The sequence below is a fragment of the Microbacterium sp. NPDC056569 genome, assembly GCF_042793475.1.
In the GTDB taxonomy this organism is placed as follows: Bacteria; Actinomycetota; Actinomycetes; order Actinomycetales; family Microbacteriaceae; genus Microbacterium.
Genome location: NZ_JBHTUV010000004.1, coordinates 13,846 through 27,393, shown reverse-complemented (window position 1 = coordinate 27,393; position 13,548 = coordinate 13,846). Strand labels below are relative to the sequence as shown.

Annotated in this window: 9 protein-coding genes; 4 read left to right on the top strand and 5 right to left on the bottom strand. The window is 72.3% G+C overall.

Features of this window, described 5'->3' with window-relative positions; translation table 11 throughout:
• Window positions 1–108: 108 nt before the first annotated feature.
• A complete protein-coding gene (locus ACFQ7C_RS06105; protein WP_378898624.1) occupies window positions 109–2,169 on the top strand; it encodes an NAD(+) synthase in 2,061 nt (686 codons plus the stop codon).
• Between the two features lie 49 nt (window positions 2,170–2,218).
• Here the strand turns inward: ACFQ7C_RS06105 and ACFQ7C_RS06100 are convergent, their stop codons facing one another.
• Window positions 2,219–2,797, bottom strand: a complete 579-nt coding sequence (locus ACFQ7C_RS06100; protein ID WP_378898623.1) for a hypothetical protein — start codon at window positions 2,795–2,797, stop codon at window positions 2,219–2,221.
• Between the two features lie 218 nt (window positions 2,798–3,015).
• Here ACFQ7C_RS06100 and ACFQ7C_RS06095 point away from each other — a divergent pair, with 218 nt between their 5' ends.
• Both ACFQ7C_RS06095 and ACFQ7C_RS06090 read left to right on the top strand, forming a co-directional pair.
• Complete coding sequence (locus tag ACFQ7C_RS06095) at window positions 3,016–4,497, top strand: phytoene desaturase family protein (RefSeq protein ID WP_378898622.1); 1,482 nt, start codon at window positions 3,016–3,018, stop codon at window positions 4,495–4,497.
• A gap of 4 nt (window positions 4,498–4,501) precedes the next feature.
• Entirely contained in the window at window positions 4,502–5,986 is a 1,485-nt protein-coding gene (locus ACFQ7C_RS06090; protein ID WP_378898621.1) for a lipase maturation factor family protein, read from the top strand.
• On the opposite strand, the gene ACFQ7C_RS06085 is transcribed toward ACFQ7C_RS06090, so the two are convergent.
• Entirely contained in the window at window positions 5,958–7,487 is a 1,530-nt protein-coding gene (locus ACFQ7C_RS06085) for an MFS transporter (RefSeq protein ID WP_378898620.1), read from the bottom strand. The genes ACFQ7C_RS06090 and ACFQ7C_RS06085 overlap by 29 nt on opposite strands.
• Before the next feature lie 86 nt (window positions 7,488–7,573).
• Between ACFQ7C_RS06085 and ACFQ7C_RS06080 the strand changes: the two genes are divergently transcribed.
• The gene (locus tag ACFQ7C_RS06080) at window positions 7,574–8,131 is read left to right on the top strand and encodes a nucleoside phosphorylase (protein WP_378898619.1); all 558 of its coding nucleotides are present in this window, start codon (window positions 7,574–7,576) and stop codon (window positions 8,129–8,131) included.
• 157 nt (window positions 8,132–8,288) lie between these two features.
• On the opposite strand, the gene ACFQ7C_RS06075 is transcribed toward ACFQ7C_RS06080, so the two are convergent.
• From ACFQ7C_RS06075 to ACFQ7C_RS06065, 3 genes are all read right to left on the bottom strand, one after another.
• A complete protein-coding gene (locus ACFQ7C_RS06075) occupies window positions 8,289–9,140 on the bottom strand; it encodes an SGNH/GDSL hydrolase family protein (protein WP_378898618.1) in 852 nt (283 codons plus the stop codon).
• A gap of 158 nt (window positions 9,141–9,298) precedes the next feature.
• A complete protein-coding gene (locus ACFQ7C_RS06070) occupies window positions 9,299–12,307 on the bottom strand; it encodes an AAA family ATPase (RefSeq protein WP_378898617.1) in 3,009 nt (1,002 codons plus the stop codon).
• Window positions 12,304–13,452, bottom strand: coding sequence for an exonuclease SbcCD subunit D (locus ACFQ7C_RS06065; protein ID WP_378898861.1), 1,149 nt, complete (start codon window positions 13,450–13,452; stop codon window positions 12,304–12,306). The genes ACFQ7C_RS06070 and ACFQ7C_RS06065 overlap by 4 nt, the downstream gene beginning before the upstream one ends.
• Window positions 13,453–13,548 lie beyond the last annotated feature (96 nt).

The following is a 13,548-nucleotide window of genomic DNA, read 5'->3' as shown; positions in this document are numbered from 1 at the left end:
CTGTCGCGATGTGCCACCCGCCCCGGCACTTCGTGACAGGTGAGCAGCCTGAACTCGCGGCGCGCACCGCCTCGAACCCGAGCCGGGCCACCTGCCAGACTTGACCCCATGAGCCTGCCCTTCGACAGCGCCTACCGGCACGGGTTCGCCCGGGTCGCGGCGTGCACGATCCCGGTCGAGATCGCCGACCCCGCCGCCAACGCCGCCGCGGTTCTCGAAGCCGCGCGCGTGGCGGACGCCGATGCGGTCGCCGTCGCGGTCTTCCCGGAGCTGTGCCTGACGGGGTACGCGATCGACGACCTCGTCATGCAGGACCCCGTGCTCGACGCCGTCGCGGGCGCGATCGAGGGGCTGGTGGCAGCATCCGTCGATCTCCTCCCGGTGCTCGTGGTGGGTGCGCCGCTGCGTCACCGCAACCGCCTCTACAACTGCGCCGTCGTGATCCACCGCGGCGAGCTGCTCGGCGTCGCGCCCAAGTCGTACCTGCCGACCTACCGCGAGTTCTACGAGCGCCGCTGGTACGCGCCGGGCGACGACCAGGACGGGCAGGACATCCGGGTCGGCGAGCTCGAGGCGCCGTTCGGGCCCGACCTGCTGTTCGAGGCGCTCGACATCCCCGGTCTCGTGGTGCACGCCGAGGTCTGCGAGGACGTCTGGGTGCCCATCCCGCCGTCGTCGCGCGCGGCGCTCGCCGGCGCGACCGTGCTCCTCAACCTCAGCGGCAGCCCGATCACCATCGCGCGCGCCGAGGATCGCAAGGATCTCTGCAAGTCGCAGTCGCTGCGCTGCCTCGCCGCGTACGCCTACGCGGCCGCGGGCTCGGGCGAATCCACGAACGACGTCTCGTGGGACGGCCAGACCATGATCTACGAGGGCGGCAACCTGCTGGTCGAGACCGAGCGCTTCCCCGACGGGCCCCGCCGCTCGATCGCCGACGTCGACCTCGACCGGCTCCGCCAGGACCGCCTGCGACAGGGCACGTTCGACGACAACCGCCGGACGACGGCGGCGGATGCCGCGTTCCGCACCGTGCACTTCCGGCTCGACCCGCCGCGCACCGACGTGGGCCTGCGCCGCACGCTCGACCGGTTCCCGTTCGTGCCCGACGATCCCGCGCGCCTCGCGCAGGACTGCTACGAGGCGTTCAACATCCAGGTGTCGGGCCTGGTCCAGCGCATGCGCGCGATCGGCGACCCCAAGCCCGTCATCGGCGTGAGCGGTGGCCTCGACTCGACGCACGCGCTGCTCGTGGTCGCGCGCGCCATGGACCTCATGGGCCGCCCGCGCAGCGACATCCTCGCCTACACGATGCCCGGCTTCGCGACGAGCGAGCACACGAAGTCGAACGCGATCGCCCTCGCCGAATCGGTGGGCGCCTCGATCGAGACGATCGACATCCGGCCGCTGGCCATCGAGATGCTCGAGCGGCTCGACCACCCGTTCGCCGACGGCGAGCCGGTGCACGACATCACGTTCGAGAACGTGCAGGCCGGTCTGCGCACCGACTACCTCTTCCGCCTCGCCAACCACCACGGCGGCATGGTGATCGGCACGTCCGACCTGTCGGAGCTCGCCCTCGGCTGGGCGACCTACGGCGTCGGCGACCACATGAGCCACTACGCCGTGAACGCCGGCGTGCCCAAGACCCTCATCCAGCACGTGATCCGCTGGGTCGTCTCCGAGCGCGAGGGCGTCGACGACCGCGAGGCAGAGGTGCTGCAGTCGGTGCTCGACACCGAGATCTCGCCCGAGCTCGTGCCCGCGGGCCAGGACGGGAAGATGCAGTCCACCGAGGACCGCATCGGCCCCTACGCGCTGCACGACTTCGCGCTGTTCCACGTCCTGCGGTACGGGTTCCGGCCGTCGAAGATCGCCTACCTCGCCGCGCACGCGTGGGGCGACGCCCAGGCGGGCGCCTGGCCCCCCGGGTTCCCCGACGAGGACCGCTACGCCTACGACCTGCCCACGGTGGCCAAGTGGCTGCAGGTGTTCCTGAAGCGCTACTTCGCGTTCGCACAGTTCAAGCGCTCGGCGATCCCGAACGGCCCGAAGGTGTCGCCCGCGGGCTCCCTGTCGCCGCGCGGCGACTGGCGCGCTCCGTCCGATGGCAACGCCCGCGTGTGGCTCGCGGAGCTGAAGTCCGCCCTCCCCGATCTCGTGAAGGACTGAGGACGACGGATGCTGCGGCCCGCAGCATCCGTCTCCTCCGCTGTGCGGCTCAGGCCGGCGGCTGCGTGTACGCGAGCGTGATGATCCAGCTGTCGCGGGACAGATCCGCGAGCTGATAGAAGACCTTGCGGTCGGGGATCCAGCCCTTGGTCAGCGGGCTGTCCAGGCGCACGTGGTCGGCGGCGACGCGGGCGCCCCTGCCGTCGGCGTCGCGCACGGCCTGCACGCGCGTCCAGTGGGCGAGCAGCTTGCCGAGGTCGTTCTCGTCGAACAGGTGCGAGTGCCGCTTCATGAGGTGCAGCTCGGCGTCGTCGGGGTGCGCGTCGCGCAGATCGAGCCCGAGGGACGCATCGGCGTCGGCGACGGCGACGACGGTGGCCGCGCGGAAGTTCACATTGCGGATCTTCAGCGGCACCTCGGCGCCGTCGACTTCCGCGATCAGCTGGGTGTGGAAGCCGAATGTGCGGGGGGCCTCACGCTCGACGCGCACGTCCTTCGGCTCGACGCCGAGCTGCGCCGCGACGATCTCCTTCGCGAGCACGCGCTTGCGGTCGTGGTCCGAGAGCTTCGGGTCCCAGCCGAGCCGGGCCGTGATCCCTGCCGGAGTCTCGAGAAGCACCGATTGCATGATCCACCTCATTCTCCGCGGCCCGTCCGCACCTCCATCCTGTCGCGGGGCCGGTCGGTGAGGAAGATCGCCACGCCACTGTCGAAGGGCTGGGATTCCGGGACCCCGCGAATCCCGGACGGACTGCGCACCGAGCATCCGAGATTCGCCGTCTCCCCGAATCCCTCGGGCCCGTCAACCCCCTCGCGCGGCCCCGGCACGATGGAAGGATGGAGCCCATGGCGAGGCGCGCGACGGTGATCGGCAGCGGGCCCAACGGGCTGTCGGCCGCGGTCGCACTCGCGCGGGCCGGATACGAGGTGCGCGTGCTCGAGGGCGCCTCGACGATCGGCGGCGGCGTGCGCACCTCGGCCCTCACGCTCCCCGGCTTCCGTCACGACGTGTGCTCGGCCGTCCACCCTGCGGCGCTGTCGTCGCCGTTCTTCCGCGCGTTCGGCATCCACGAGAAGGTCGGCTGGATCCATCCGCTCGCGTCCTACGCGCAGCCGCTCGACGGCGGGCGGGCGGCGATCGCGTGGCGCGACATCGAACGCACGGCCGATGCCCTCGGTCCTGACGGGCGCGCGTGGCGGGCGGTGCTCCGCCCGCTCAGCCGCCACCTCGGCGGTGTCGTCGACTTCACCGGATCGCAGCTGCTGCGGTGGCCGCAGCATCCGGTCACCACCGTCCGGTTCGGCTTGCGCGCCCTGCAGCTGGGCACACGCCTGGGGCGCGGCACGTTCCGCACCGAGGAGGCGAACGCGCTGCTGGCGGGGGTGCTGGCGCATTCGAACAGTCCGCTGCCGTCGCTCGGCGCCGCCGCGTCGGGGCTGTTCCTCGCGGCGCACGGTCACTCCGCCGACGGCTGGGCCTTCCCCCGCGGCGGCTCGCAGACGATCGCCGACGCGCTCGTCGCCGACCTCACCGCCCACGGCGGCACGGTCGAGACGAGCACACGGGTGCAGACCCTCGCGGGCCTGGATTGGGGCGATCCGGATGCCGGCGACCTGCTGCTGCTCGACACCACACCGCGCCTGCTGCTCACGCATCCGGACCTGCCCGCGCGGTACGCGCACGCCGTCCGGCACTACCGCTACGGGCCGGCCGCAGCCAAGGTCGACTTCGCGCTCGACGGCCCCGTGCCCTGGGCCCACCCCGACGTCGCCCTCGCTCCCACCGTGCACCTCGGCGGCACGCGGGAAGAGATCGAGGCGAGCGAGAACGCGGTGGCGCAGGGCCGCGTGACCGACCGGCCGTACGTGCTCACGGTGCAGCCGAGCGTGCTCGACGGCACGCGAGCGCCCTCCGGCAAGCAGGTGCTGTGGGCGTACATCCACGTTCCGGCGGGTTCGACATTCGACCCCACCGAAACGGTCGTGCGACAGGTCGAGCGCTTCGCCCCGGGCTTCCGGCACCACATCATGGCGAGCCACGCGATGACGGCCGCGCAGCGTGCGGCGTACAACCCCGCCGACATCGGCGGCGACATCCTCGGGGGCGCGTTCACCTTCGCGCAGGCGTTCCGGCGTCCCGTCGTGTCGACGACCCCATGGCGGACGCCGCTGCGCGGCGTCTACCTCGCCTCCGCCTCGACGCCGCCGGGCCCCGGCGTCACCGGGATGCCCGGCTGGTACGCCGCGCGGCAGGCGCTCCGCGACGGCGCGCGCCGCGGCCCGTTCCGCGGCGAGCGCCTCGAACTCGGGGATCTCTTCGGAGCGTGACGCCGTGGAGGGCTTCGCCGCAGTCGACTTCGAGTTCGCTCGGCAGGTGCTGCAGCGGGGCGTCGCGGCGCTGTTCGTCATCGCGTTCGTCTCGACCCTGAACCAGTTCCGGCCCCTGCTGGGCGAGCGCGGTCTGGTGCCCGCGCCGGAGCTGCTCGAGTGGGTGCACACCTCGAAGCGCGGGAGACGGATGCTGCGCCCCACCCTCTTCCGGTACCTCCGGTACACCGACCGGCGCCTGGTGGCGCTGTGCTGGACGGGCATCGTCGTCGCGGCGGCGCTGGTCGCCGGCATCCCGCAGCTCGGCCCGCCGTGGGTGCCGATGCTGTGCTTCCTCGCGCTGTGGATCGGCTACATGTCCATCACGAGCATCGGGCAGACCTTCTACGGCTTCGGGTGGGAGATGCTGCTGCTCGAGGCCGGATTCCTCGCGGCGTTCCTGGGTTCCGGCGACCAGCCGCCGCCGGTCGTCGTGATCGTGCTGTTCTGGTGGCTGGTGTTCCGGCTCGAGTTCGGCGCGGGCATGATCAAGATCCGCGGCGGGCGGGAGTGGCGCGACCTCACGGCGCTGACGTACCACCACGAGACGCAGCCGATGCCGGGGCCGCTGAGCCGCCAGGCGCACCTCCTCCCCCGCTGGTTCCACCAGGGCGAGGTGCTCGGCAACCACTTCGCGCAGCTCGTGGTGCCGTGGTTCCTGTTCGCTCCGCTGTTCGGGCTGTTCGTTCCCGGCCCCGTGCCCGCGATCGTGGGCGCCGTCGCCGCCGCGATCGTCATCGCGACGCAGGTGTGGCTCGTCGTCACCGGCAACTTCGCATGGCTGAACTGGATGACCATCGTGCTCGCCTTCTCGGCGATCGGACTGCCGGGAATCGGCGCAGCGCACGGGGCGGCAGCATCCGTCCCTCCCGGTGTGATCGACGGGATCCCGCTGTACTGGCTCGTCGTCACGAGCGGGGTCGGCGTGCTGTACCTGGTGATCAGCTGGTGGCCGCTGCAGAACCTGTTCGCGCGGCGGCAGCTCATGAACGCATCCTTCAACCGGTGGCAGCTCGCCAACGCCTACGGCGCCTTCGGCACGGTGACGAAGCAGCGCATCGAGATCGTCGTCGAGGGGACGATGGACGAGGATCCGGATGCCGCCACCTGGCACGAGTACGCCTTCAAGGGCAAGCCCGGCGAGGTGCACCGCATCCCCCGGCAGTTCGCGCCGTACCACCTGCGCCTCGACTGGCTGATGTGGTTCCTGCCGCTCGGCCGCTCGTTGGACGACTGGTTCGCGGCGTTCCTCGTGCGCCTTCTGGAAGCGGATGCTGCGACCCTGCGCCTGCTCGCCCGCGACCCGTTCGCCGGCGAGCGGCCGCGGTGGGTGCGTGCCGTGTCGTACCGCTACCGCTTCACGACGCGCGCGGAGTTCCGCACGGGCCGCGCCCGGTGGACGCGCGACCGGCGGCGTACGGTCATGGGACCGGTGTCCCTGCGCCGCTGACGGCGGCCGTGCGCTGGCGCGCGGTACGGCGCGCGGTGAGGTCGACGATGGCGACCAGGAACGCGAGCGCGAGGAAGACCGCGACCGACAGCATCCCGAACGCGTACGCGTCGTGGTACACGACCAGGCTGTCGTGCGAGCCGGACTCACGGTAGATCGCCGCGTAGAAGAGCGACAGGGCGACCGCCGTTCCGACGGCGGCGCCGATGCGCTGGCCCAGCTGGCCGACGGAGCCCGCCAGCCCGCCCTGCTTGACCGGGATGTCGCCGAGGGTGAGCGCCTGGTTGGGCGCGATGACGAGTCCACCGCCCGCACCGCCGACCGTCATGACGGCGGCGGCGATGTACGGGGTCCACGCGGGGTCGCTGTAGAGCGCCGCGAGCACCAGCCCGCCGGCGCACAGCAGCATGCCCGCGAGACCCCACACCACGACGACGCGGCCGTGGGTGCTGACGAGGTTGCCGCCGATCCACGACGTGACGGCGGACGCCAGCGCGAATCCGATGGAGACCATGCCCGCGTACACCGGCGCGAGCCCGAGGCCGAGCTGCAGGAACAGCGTCGTGACGAGGAACATCGCCGGCGCCGCCGTGAAGTACGCGGTCTGCAGCAGCGTGCCGTTGCGGTACGACGTGATGCGGAACAGGCCGAGCGGGATGAGCGGGTTGCGACCGCGCTTCGCGTAGCGACGCTCCCACGCGATGAACGCCGACGCGAACAGGGCGAACGCGACGAGAAGCCACCAGCGCGCCGGGTTGTCGGTGGGCGCGCCGGTGGTGAAGAGGAAGGGCCACATCAGCGAGACGACGCTCGCGCCGAACAGCAGCACACCGACGGGGTCGAGCTGCACTTTGCGCTGCGACCTCGTGCGGGTGTCGGGCAGCAGCCACAGCGCGAGCGCGATCGCGATGAGACACAGCGGCACGTTCATCCAGAAGATGAGCCGCCAGCCGTCCGTGGGTCCGCCGAGGGCGATGAGCAGGCCGCCGAGCGTCGGACCGAAGGCGGTCGCGATGCCGATCGTGGCGCCGAAGAGGCCGAAAGCCCGCGCACGCTCCCTGCCCTGGAAGAGCTCCTGCGCCATGCCGAGCACCTGGGGCATCTGGATGCCGGCAGCCACTCCTTGCAGCAGCCGGCCGACGAGCAGCACCTCGGCGGTGGGCGCGAGCGCGCAGAGCACGCTGGTGACGGTGTAGAGCGAAAGCCCGACGACGAACAGCGTCCGCCGCGACCGCTGGTCGCCGAGGCGTCCCATCGGCACCAGCACCAGGCCGAACGTGAGCACGAATCCCGACACGATCAGCTGCAGCTGGGTCGAGCTCGCGCCGAGCACCTCGCCGATCGACGGGAGCGCGACGTTGACCTTCGTCATGTCGAGGATGGTGATCGCCGCGACCGAGACGCAGACCCAGAACGCCCGCCAGCGGGCGGCCGGCGAGAGCGGGATGACGGCGGTCGTGGCCGGTACGTGCCGTGCCGTGCTCGAAGGTCTCTGGGGCATCGGCTGCGGCTCGGACATCGTGCCCAGGCTAGACCTGTTCCGCCGCGTGCCGGGCGGAACAGGCGGGGGCGAGACATGATGGGAGGGTGAGACTCCTCGTCGCCGCCCTCGAATCAGAGCTCGTCGCGTTCCCCGCCGACCTCCCCGGCTTCGACAGACTCGTCACCGGCCCGGGCAAACTCCAGGCGACCTATGCGCTCACCCGTGCACTCGACGCGACCGCCTACGACGAGATCGTGGTGGTCGGCACCGCGGGTGCGATCGACGCGCGGCTCGAGGCGTCCGTCTACGAGATCTCGGCCGCGCTCCAGCACGACGTCACCGACATCGACGGCATCGTCGGACAGCATGTGTCGCTCCCGCCTCGTGTCGAGCTCGATGCCGACGGCGTGACGATCGCGACCGGCGACCACTTCGTCGACGACTCGGAGGCGGTCGCCGTCATCCGCCCGCTGGGCGCGGGCCTCGTCGACATGGAGACGTACGCGTACATCTGGGTCGCCCAGCGGTTCGGCGTGCCGATCCGCGTGCTGAAGGCGGTGTCGGACCGCGCCCAAGACAACGCGATCACGGACTGGCGCACTGCGGTGACCGCTTGCAGCCACCAGCTCCGCGACCGCATCCGCGCCGACTACGGCGTCTGACCCCGGGCTCCACCTTGCGGCGCCGGCCCCGCGCTCGCCGTCCCCCGCGTTCAACAGGTCAACCGGGCTTCCACAGGAGCGGAATCGCCCCGTTGCTCCTGCAGAACCGCGGTTGACCTGTTGGAGCTCGGGCGGACGGATGCTGCGGCTCAGCCGATCACGACACCCACTGCGTCTTCTGCCACGTGAGGTTCGCGAGCGTCGCCTGTCCCAGCAGCGACGGGTGGAAGTAGTCCCGCGTCGAGATGTCGGACCTCGCGAACGCGTAGTTCGCGACCGCGTAGCCGTCGAACCGGCACTTCGCCGTGGCTGCGCAGGCGGCCTCCAGCACCTTGTTGAAATCGGTCACCCGCTGCTGCACCAGCGTGCGCCGCTGCACGTCGGCGGACGCGGTGCTGCTCGGGTTGGCGAGCATCGACTGGCACGTGCCGAGCAGCGCCCAGGCGAGGCGGGCAGACAGACTCGACTTGTTGATGTCGTAGAGGCGCTGCAGGCTCGGGATGCTCGCGACGAAGATCTCCGGTGCCCCGGCACTCGCGGCCAAGGTGGAGAGCGCCGCTTGCACGTTGGCCCTGAAAGCGTCGACCGACGTCATCTGCGCCACGGTGCGGGTGCAGGCGTCGATCGCACCGATCTCGATGGTGACGTACTGGGCTCCCTGGCCGGCAGCCGTCTGCGCCTGCCCCGGGAGCGCCGACGAGCCAGCGCCCGACTTGGCGTCGTTGAAGACGTTGGTGAGGCCCGTCGCCCCCGCGGCCCGCAACCGCTGCAGATGGGAGTTCACCGATGTCGTCGAGCCTGTGGACCAGCTGTTCGTCGGACACGAGGTCAGGCTCGAGCAGGTCATCGCGGCCTGGGTGATCGAGTCCCCGAGAGCGGCCATGCGGGTGATGGTCGACGGCGCGGGTGCGGCGTGCGCGGCCGATGCGGCGCTGAGTGTGCCGGTGAGAAGGAGAGCGGATGCCGCGAGCGCGGCGAGGGCGCGGCGCGCCCGAGAGGTGGAACGCATGTCGACTCCGTACGTCGTCGTAACGAGAGGGCGCGGCGAACGGCCGCGGCCGGACGGCGCCGGCGGTCGGGCGGGATCGCGATCCCCCAGGAAGCGATCTGCCGCGAACGATACACCCGCGCATCGCCCCGGCGACAGGGGGAGAACGTCTTCGCGACTCAGACGCGCGCGTCGGCGTCCTGCCGGATGACGCTCGGCCCCGCCGTCGTCGACTCGACGGCGAGCTGTGCCGGCAGCTGCTCCTTCATCGCGGCGACGTGGCTGATCACGCCCACGGTGCGCCCGCCCTGCCGTAGTTCGTCGAGGGTGCGCATCGCGAGGTCGAGTGTCTCCTCGTCGAGCGAGCCGAAGCCCTCGTCGACGAACAGGGTGTCGAGCCGGACGCCGCCCGCGCGCGCCGTCACGACCTCGGCGAGCCCGAGCGCGAGGGCGAGCGACGCGAGGAAGGTCTCGCCACCTGAGAGCGACTGGGCGGGACGCGCTTGTCCGGTGAAGGCGTCCATGATCTCGAGGCCGAGCCCCGAGGCGGCGCCGCGGGCCGCCCGCGCGTCGGTGTGCTGCAGGCGGTAGCGGCCCGACGACATGTCGCTCAGCCGCAGGTTCGCGGCGGCCACGATCTCTTCGAGCTCGGCGGCCAGCACGAACGTCTCGAGGTCCATCTTCATCGTGTTGGGGGCGCGTCCCGCGACGGTGTCGGCCAGCCGGGCGATGGCCGCGGCATCGGCGGCGCGGTCGGCGACGCCGGCGTACGCCTGATCGATCTGCAGCGCGAGGTCGCGCAGGCCCGAGACGAGTGTGCGAGCGTCGCTCTCGGCGCGCAGCGCCGCCGTGCGAGCGTGGTCGGCGGCCTCGAGCGCCGCCTGCGACGCGGCGGTGTCGACGGGTTCGGCGGGCGCACCCGCGAGTTCGAGTTCGAGTTCGAGCATCCGCGCCCGCGCGGCGCCGAGCTGGGTGTCGTGCGCTGAGATCCGGTCGGCGAGCGCCACGACCTGGGCGGGGTCGACGAGCGCTGCGGACGCTTCGGCGGCATCGGCGAACACGGATGCCCCGACCCTCGTATCGACGTCGACCCGTGCCTGCGACGCCAGGGTCGCTGCGCGCTGCGCGTCGGCGCGGGCGTCCGCCGCTGCACGGCCGGCGTCGCGGACCGCAGTGACCTGGGCGACACGCTCGGCGACACTCGCATGCGCGCCGCGTGCGGCCTCGACGGCGCTGCGGGCAGCGGCGACCCGCTCCTCCAGGCCGGCGATCCGAGTGCGCGCATCGACGAGCTGCTCCGCCAGCGTCGCGCGGGACGCCTCGGCCTCGAGATCGAGAGCCGCGAGCCCGGTGCGACGAGCGGAGAGGGCATCGCGGCGTTCGACAGCCGTCTCGGCGGTCGCGAGCTCGGTGACCGCCGCGGCCAGCTGTTCGCGGATGGTCTCCACGTCCTCGCCGCCGGCGCGGGCGGCAGCCGCGCCGTGGCGTTCCCGCGCATTCTTCGCGGCGTCCGACGCGACGCGCTCGCGCTGGACGGCGGCGTCCCGCTGGGTCTCCGCCTCTGCGATCAGGTCATCGGTGACCGGCTCATCGGCCGGTGTGGCGGGAGACGGGTGCGCGGTCGCGCCGCACACGGCGCAGGGTTCGCCGTCGACCAGGGTCATCGCGAGCTCGCCTGCGTAGCCATCGAGGCGGCGCTGCAGCAGGTCGGCGACCCGCAAGGCCGCGGCGGCCGCCGCGGCAGCCGCGTCGCGGTGGGCGATCTCGGCCGCGCGCCGTGCGTCGGCGAGTCCGTCCGCCTCGACGGCCGCGGCGAGTCGTGCCGTGAGCTCGTCACGTCGGACCCGTGACGGATCGCGGCGTGACGCGGCCTCACGCTCGGTCTCGAGCGCGGCGTCGATGCGGGCGAGCTCTGCCGGCACCTGCGACCGCTGCGCGTCGAGCGCGACGATGTCGGTCTCGAGCCTCATCGCCTCCCCTGCGGCGTCCGCCAGTTTCCGCTCACCGTCCGCGAGGGCGGCCTCCTGGGCGAGTGCTGCCGTCCACAGGGCCAGTTCACCGGTGAGGCGCTCGACGACGACGGCGAGGTCGTCGGCGCGCGCATCGTCGGTGCCCGCGACCGCGCGAGCCCACGTCTCGTGGGCGGCCGTGGACAGCTCCGCCGTCGTCGCCGCGGTGCGATCGGCTCGGCGTGCCGTCTCGAGCGGTGCTCGCAGCACCTCTGCCGAGCGCGCTCGCTCGAGTCGCCGGCGATCATCTGCCACCTGCGGACCGGCCTCCTCGAGGACGGCGAGGCGCTCCCGCGCCCGACCCAGCTCGCCCTGCGCCCTCGCGAGCGCGACGCGCTCCGCGTGCGCAGCCTCCGCGGCCGCGCGGGCGTCATCTGCGGCGGCGCGCTCGCGCGTCAGCGTGTCGAGGCGATACGACGCGCGCTGCGCACCGAGGTCGACGGCTGCTCGCCGCGCTGCGAGGTCGAGCGGCGTCGCGAGGTCGGCCTCCTCAGCCGGCACGAGTTCGTGCGCCACGACGAGTCGCTCCGCCTGGTCGAGCAGGGTGCGGGCGCGCTCGCCGAGCGCGTCGAGCTCGTGCTGCGCCGCCTTGCTGCGCTCACCCAGCTCGCGTGCGTATTCCTCATAGCGGCGCGTCCCGAAGAGCGCCCGCAGCAGCGACTGCCGTTCCGCCCCGGGAGCGAGAAGGAACCTCGAGAACCGGTTCTGCGCGAGCAGGATCACCTGCTGGAACTGCTGCGCGTTGAGCCCCAGCACCTCGTCGAGGAGAAGCCCGACGTCGCGGGGCCGCGCGGCACGGCCGATCCACGCGCCGTCGACCAGCTCTTCCAGCTCGGCGCGGGTGGGCTCGTTCGTCAGCCCCCCGCCACGCCGTGCAGGTCGCTGGTACTCCGGGGCGCGCGTCACGCGCCAGCGGCGGTCGCCGACGGTGAACTCCAGCCTCACCTCGGTGGGGTCCTGGGGTTCGCAGTGGTCGCTGCGCAGGCGCTTGTCGCCCGACTCGTAGCGGGGCACGCTGCCGTACAGCGCGAAGCAGACGCCGTCGAGGATGCTCGACTTGCCCGCGCCGGTGCGGCCGGCGATGAGGAAGATGCCGTCGTGCTCGAAGGCCTCGAAGTCGACGCTCTGCTTCTCGCGAAACGGCCCGAACCCGGTCAGTTCGAGATGATGCAGCCTCACGCGGCGGCCTCCACCCGCGCGCGCTGCTCCAGCAGCTCGCCGACGAGCTCGGCCTCGCGAGCCGACGCGCCCTCTCCCTCGCGCACGTGTGCGAGGAACGCGTCGACGAGCTCGGCGTCGTTGCGGGCGGTGCGCACGCGCTGTGCATAGGTGCGCGCGTCGTCGGTGCGCATCGACACCGGTGCGTGGCGCACCTCGGCGCAGAACGGGAAGCGCGCCAGGAGGCGGCGCATCGGGTCGCGCTGGGGCAGCGGATCGGTGTACTCGGCACGGACCCACTCGTCGGCATGGGTCGCGAAGCGCTCGTCGGTGAGCAGCTCGTCGAGCGTCGCAGTGAGGGTGGTGAGCGTGCGCGGCACCGGCAGCGGGAGCCACTCGACCTCGCCGAGTCCGTCGACGCCGAGCTCGACGAGCCACGACCCGCGCGGCTTGTGCCCCTCGTCGAAGCTGTAGTGCAGGGGTGCACCGGCGTAGCGGACCCGCGGCGAGAGCTGCTGGCGCCCGTGGATGTGCCCGAGTGCCATGTAGTCCACACCGTCGAACGTCGACAGCGGCACGATGTCGAGACCGCCCTGCTGGATGTCGCGCTCGAGATGCGGCGTGGGCTCGACCCCGGCGGCGAAGCAGTGCGCGACCGCGATCGTGCGCCCGCCCCGGGTCGCGGCATCCGTCCGCACCAGGGCCATGGCGTGTGCGAGCACGTCGGCCTGGGTCCGCACGCCGGGCCAGGCGCTGCGCAGCAGCACGGGCTCGAGGTAGGGGATGCCGTACACGTGCACCGGGCCGTGCTCGTCGTCGACGGTGACGGGGGTCCCGACGGTCGCCGGATCGGTCAGGACGTGGACGCCCTCGCGGAGGAGGCCCGACTGGAAGCCGAGCCGTGCCGCCGAGTCGTGATTGCCGCTCGTGACGACGACGGTCGCGCCGGCGTCGGCGAGGCCCCGCAGGGCGTCGGTCAGGAGCGTGTACGCGCCCGCGGCGGGAGTGGCCGAGTCGAAGACGTCGCCCGCGACGATCACGAGGTCGACGTCGTGCTCGTCCACCTGTGCGACCAGCGCCTCGAGCACACCGCGCAGCGCATCGAGCGTGGAGTGGCCGTGGAACGACCGCCCGATGTGCCAGTCCGAGGTGTGCAGGATCCGCATGCTCATCACGGTACGTTCGGCCCCTGACATCGGCGGCGAGGCAGGCCGCGGACCGGCGAACCACGGGGTTTCCGCGCGGGTGGGACGCGTGCGACG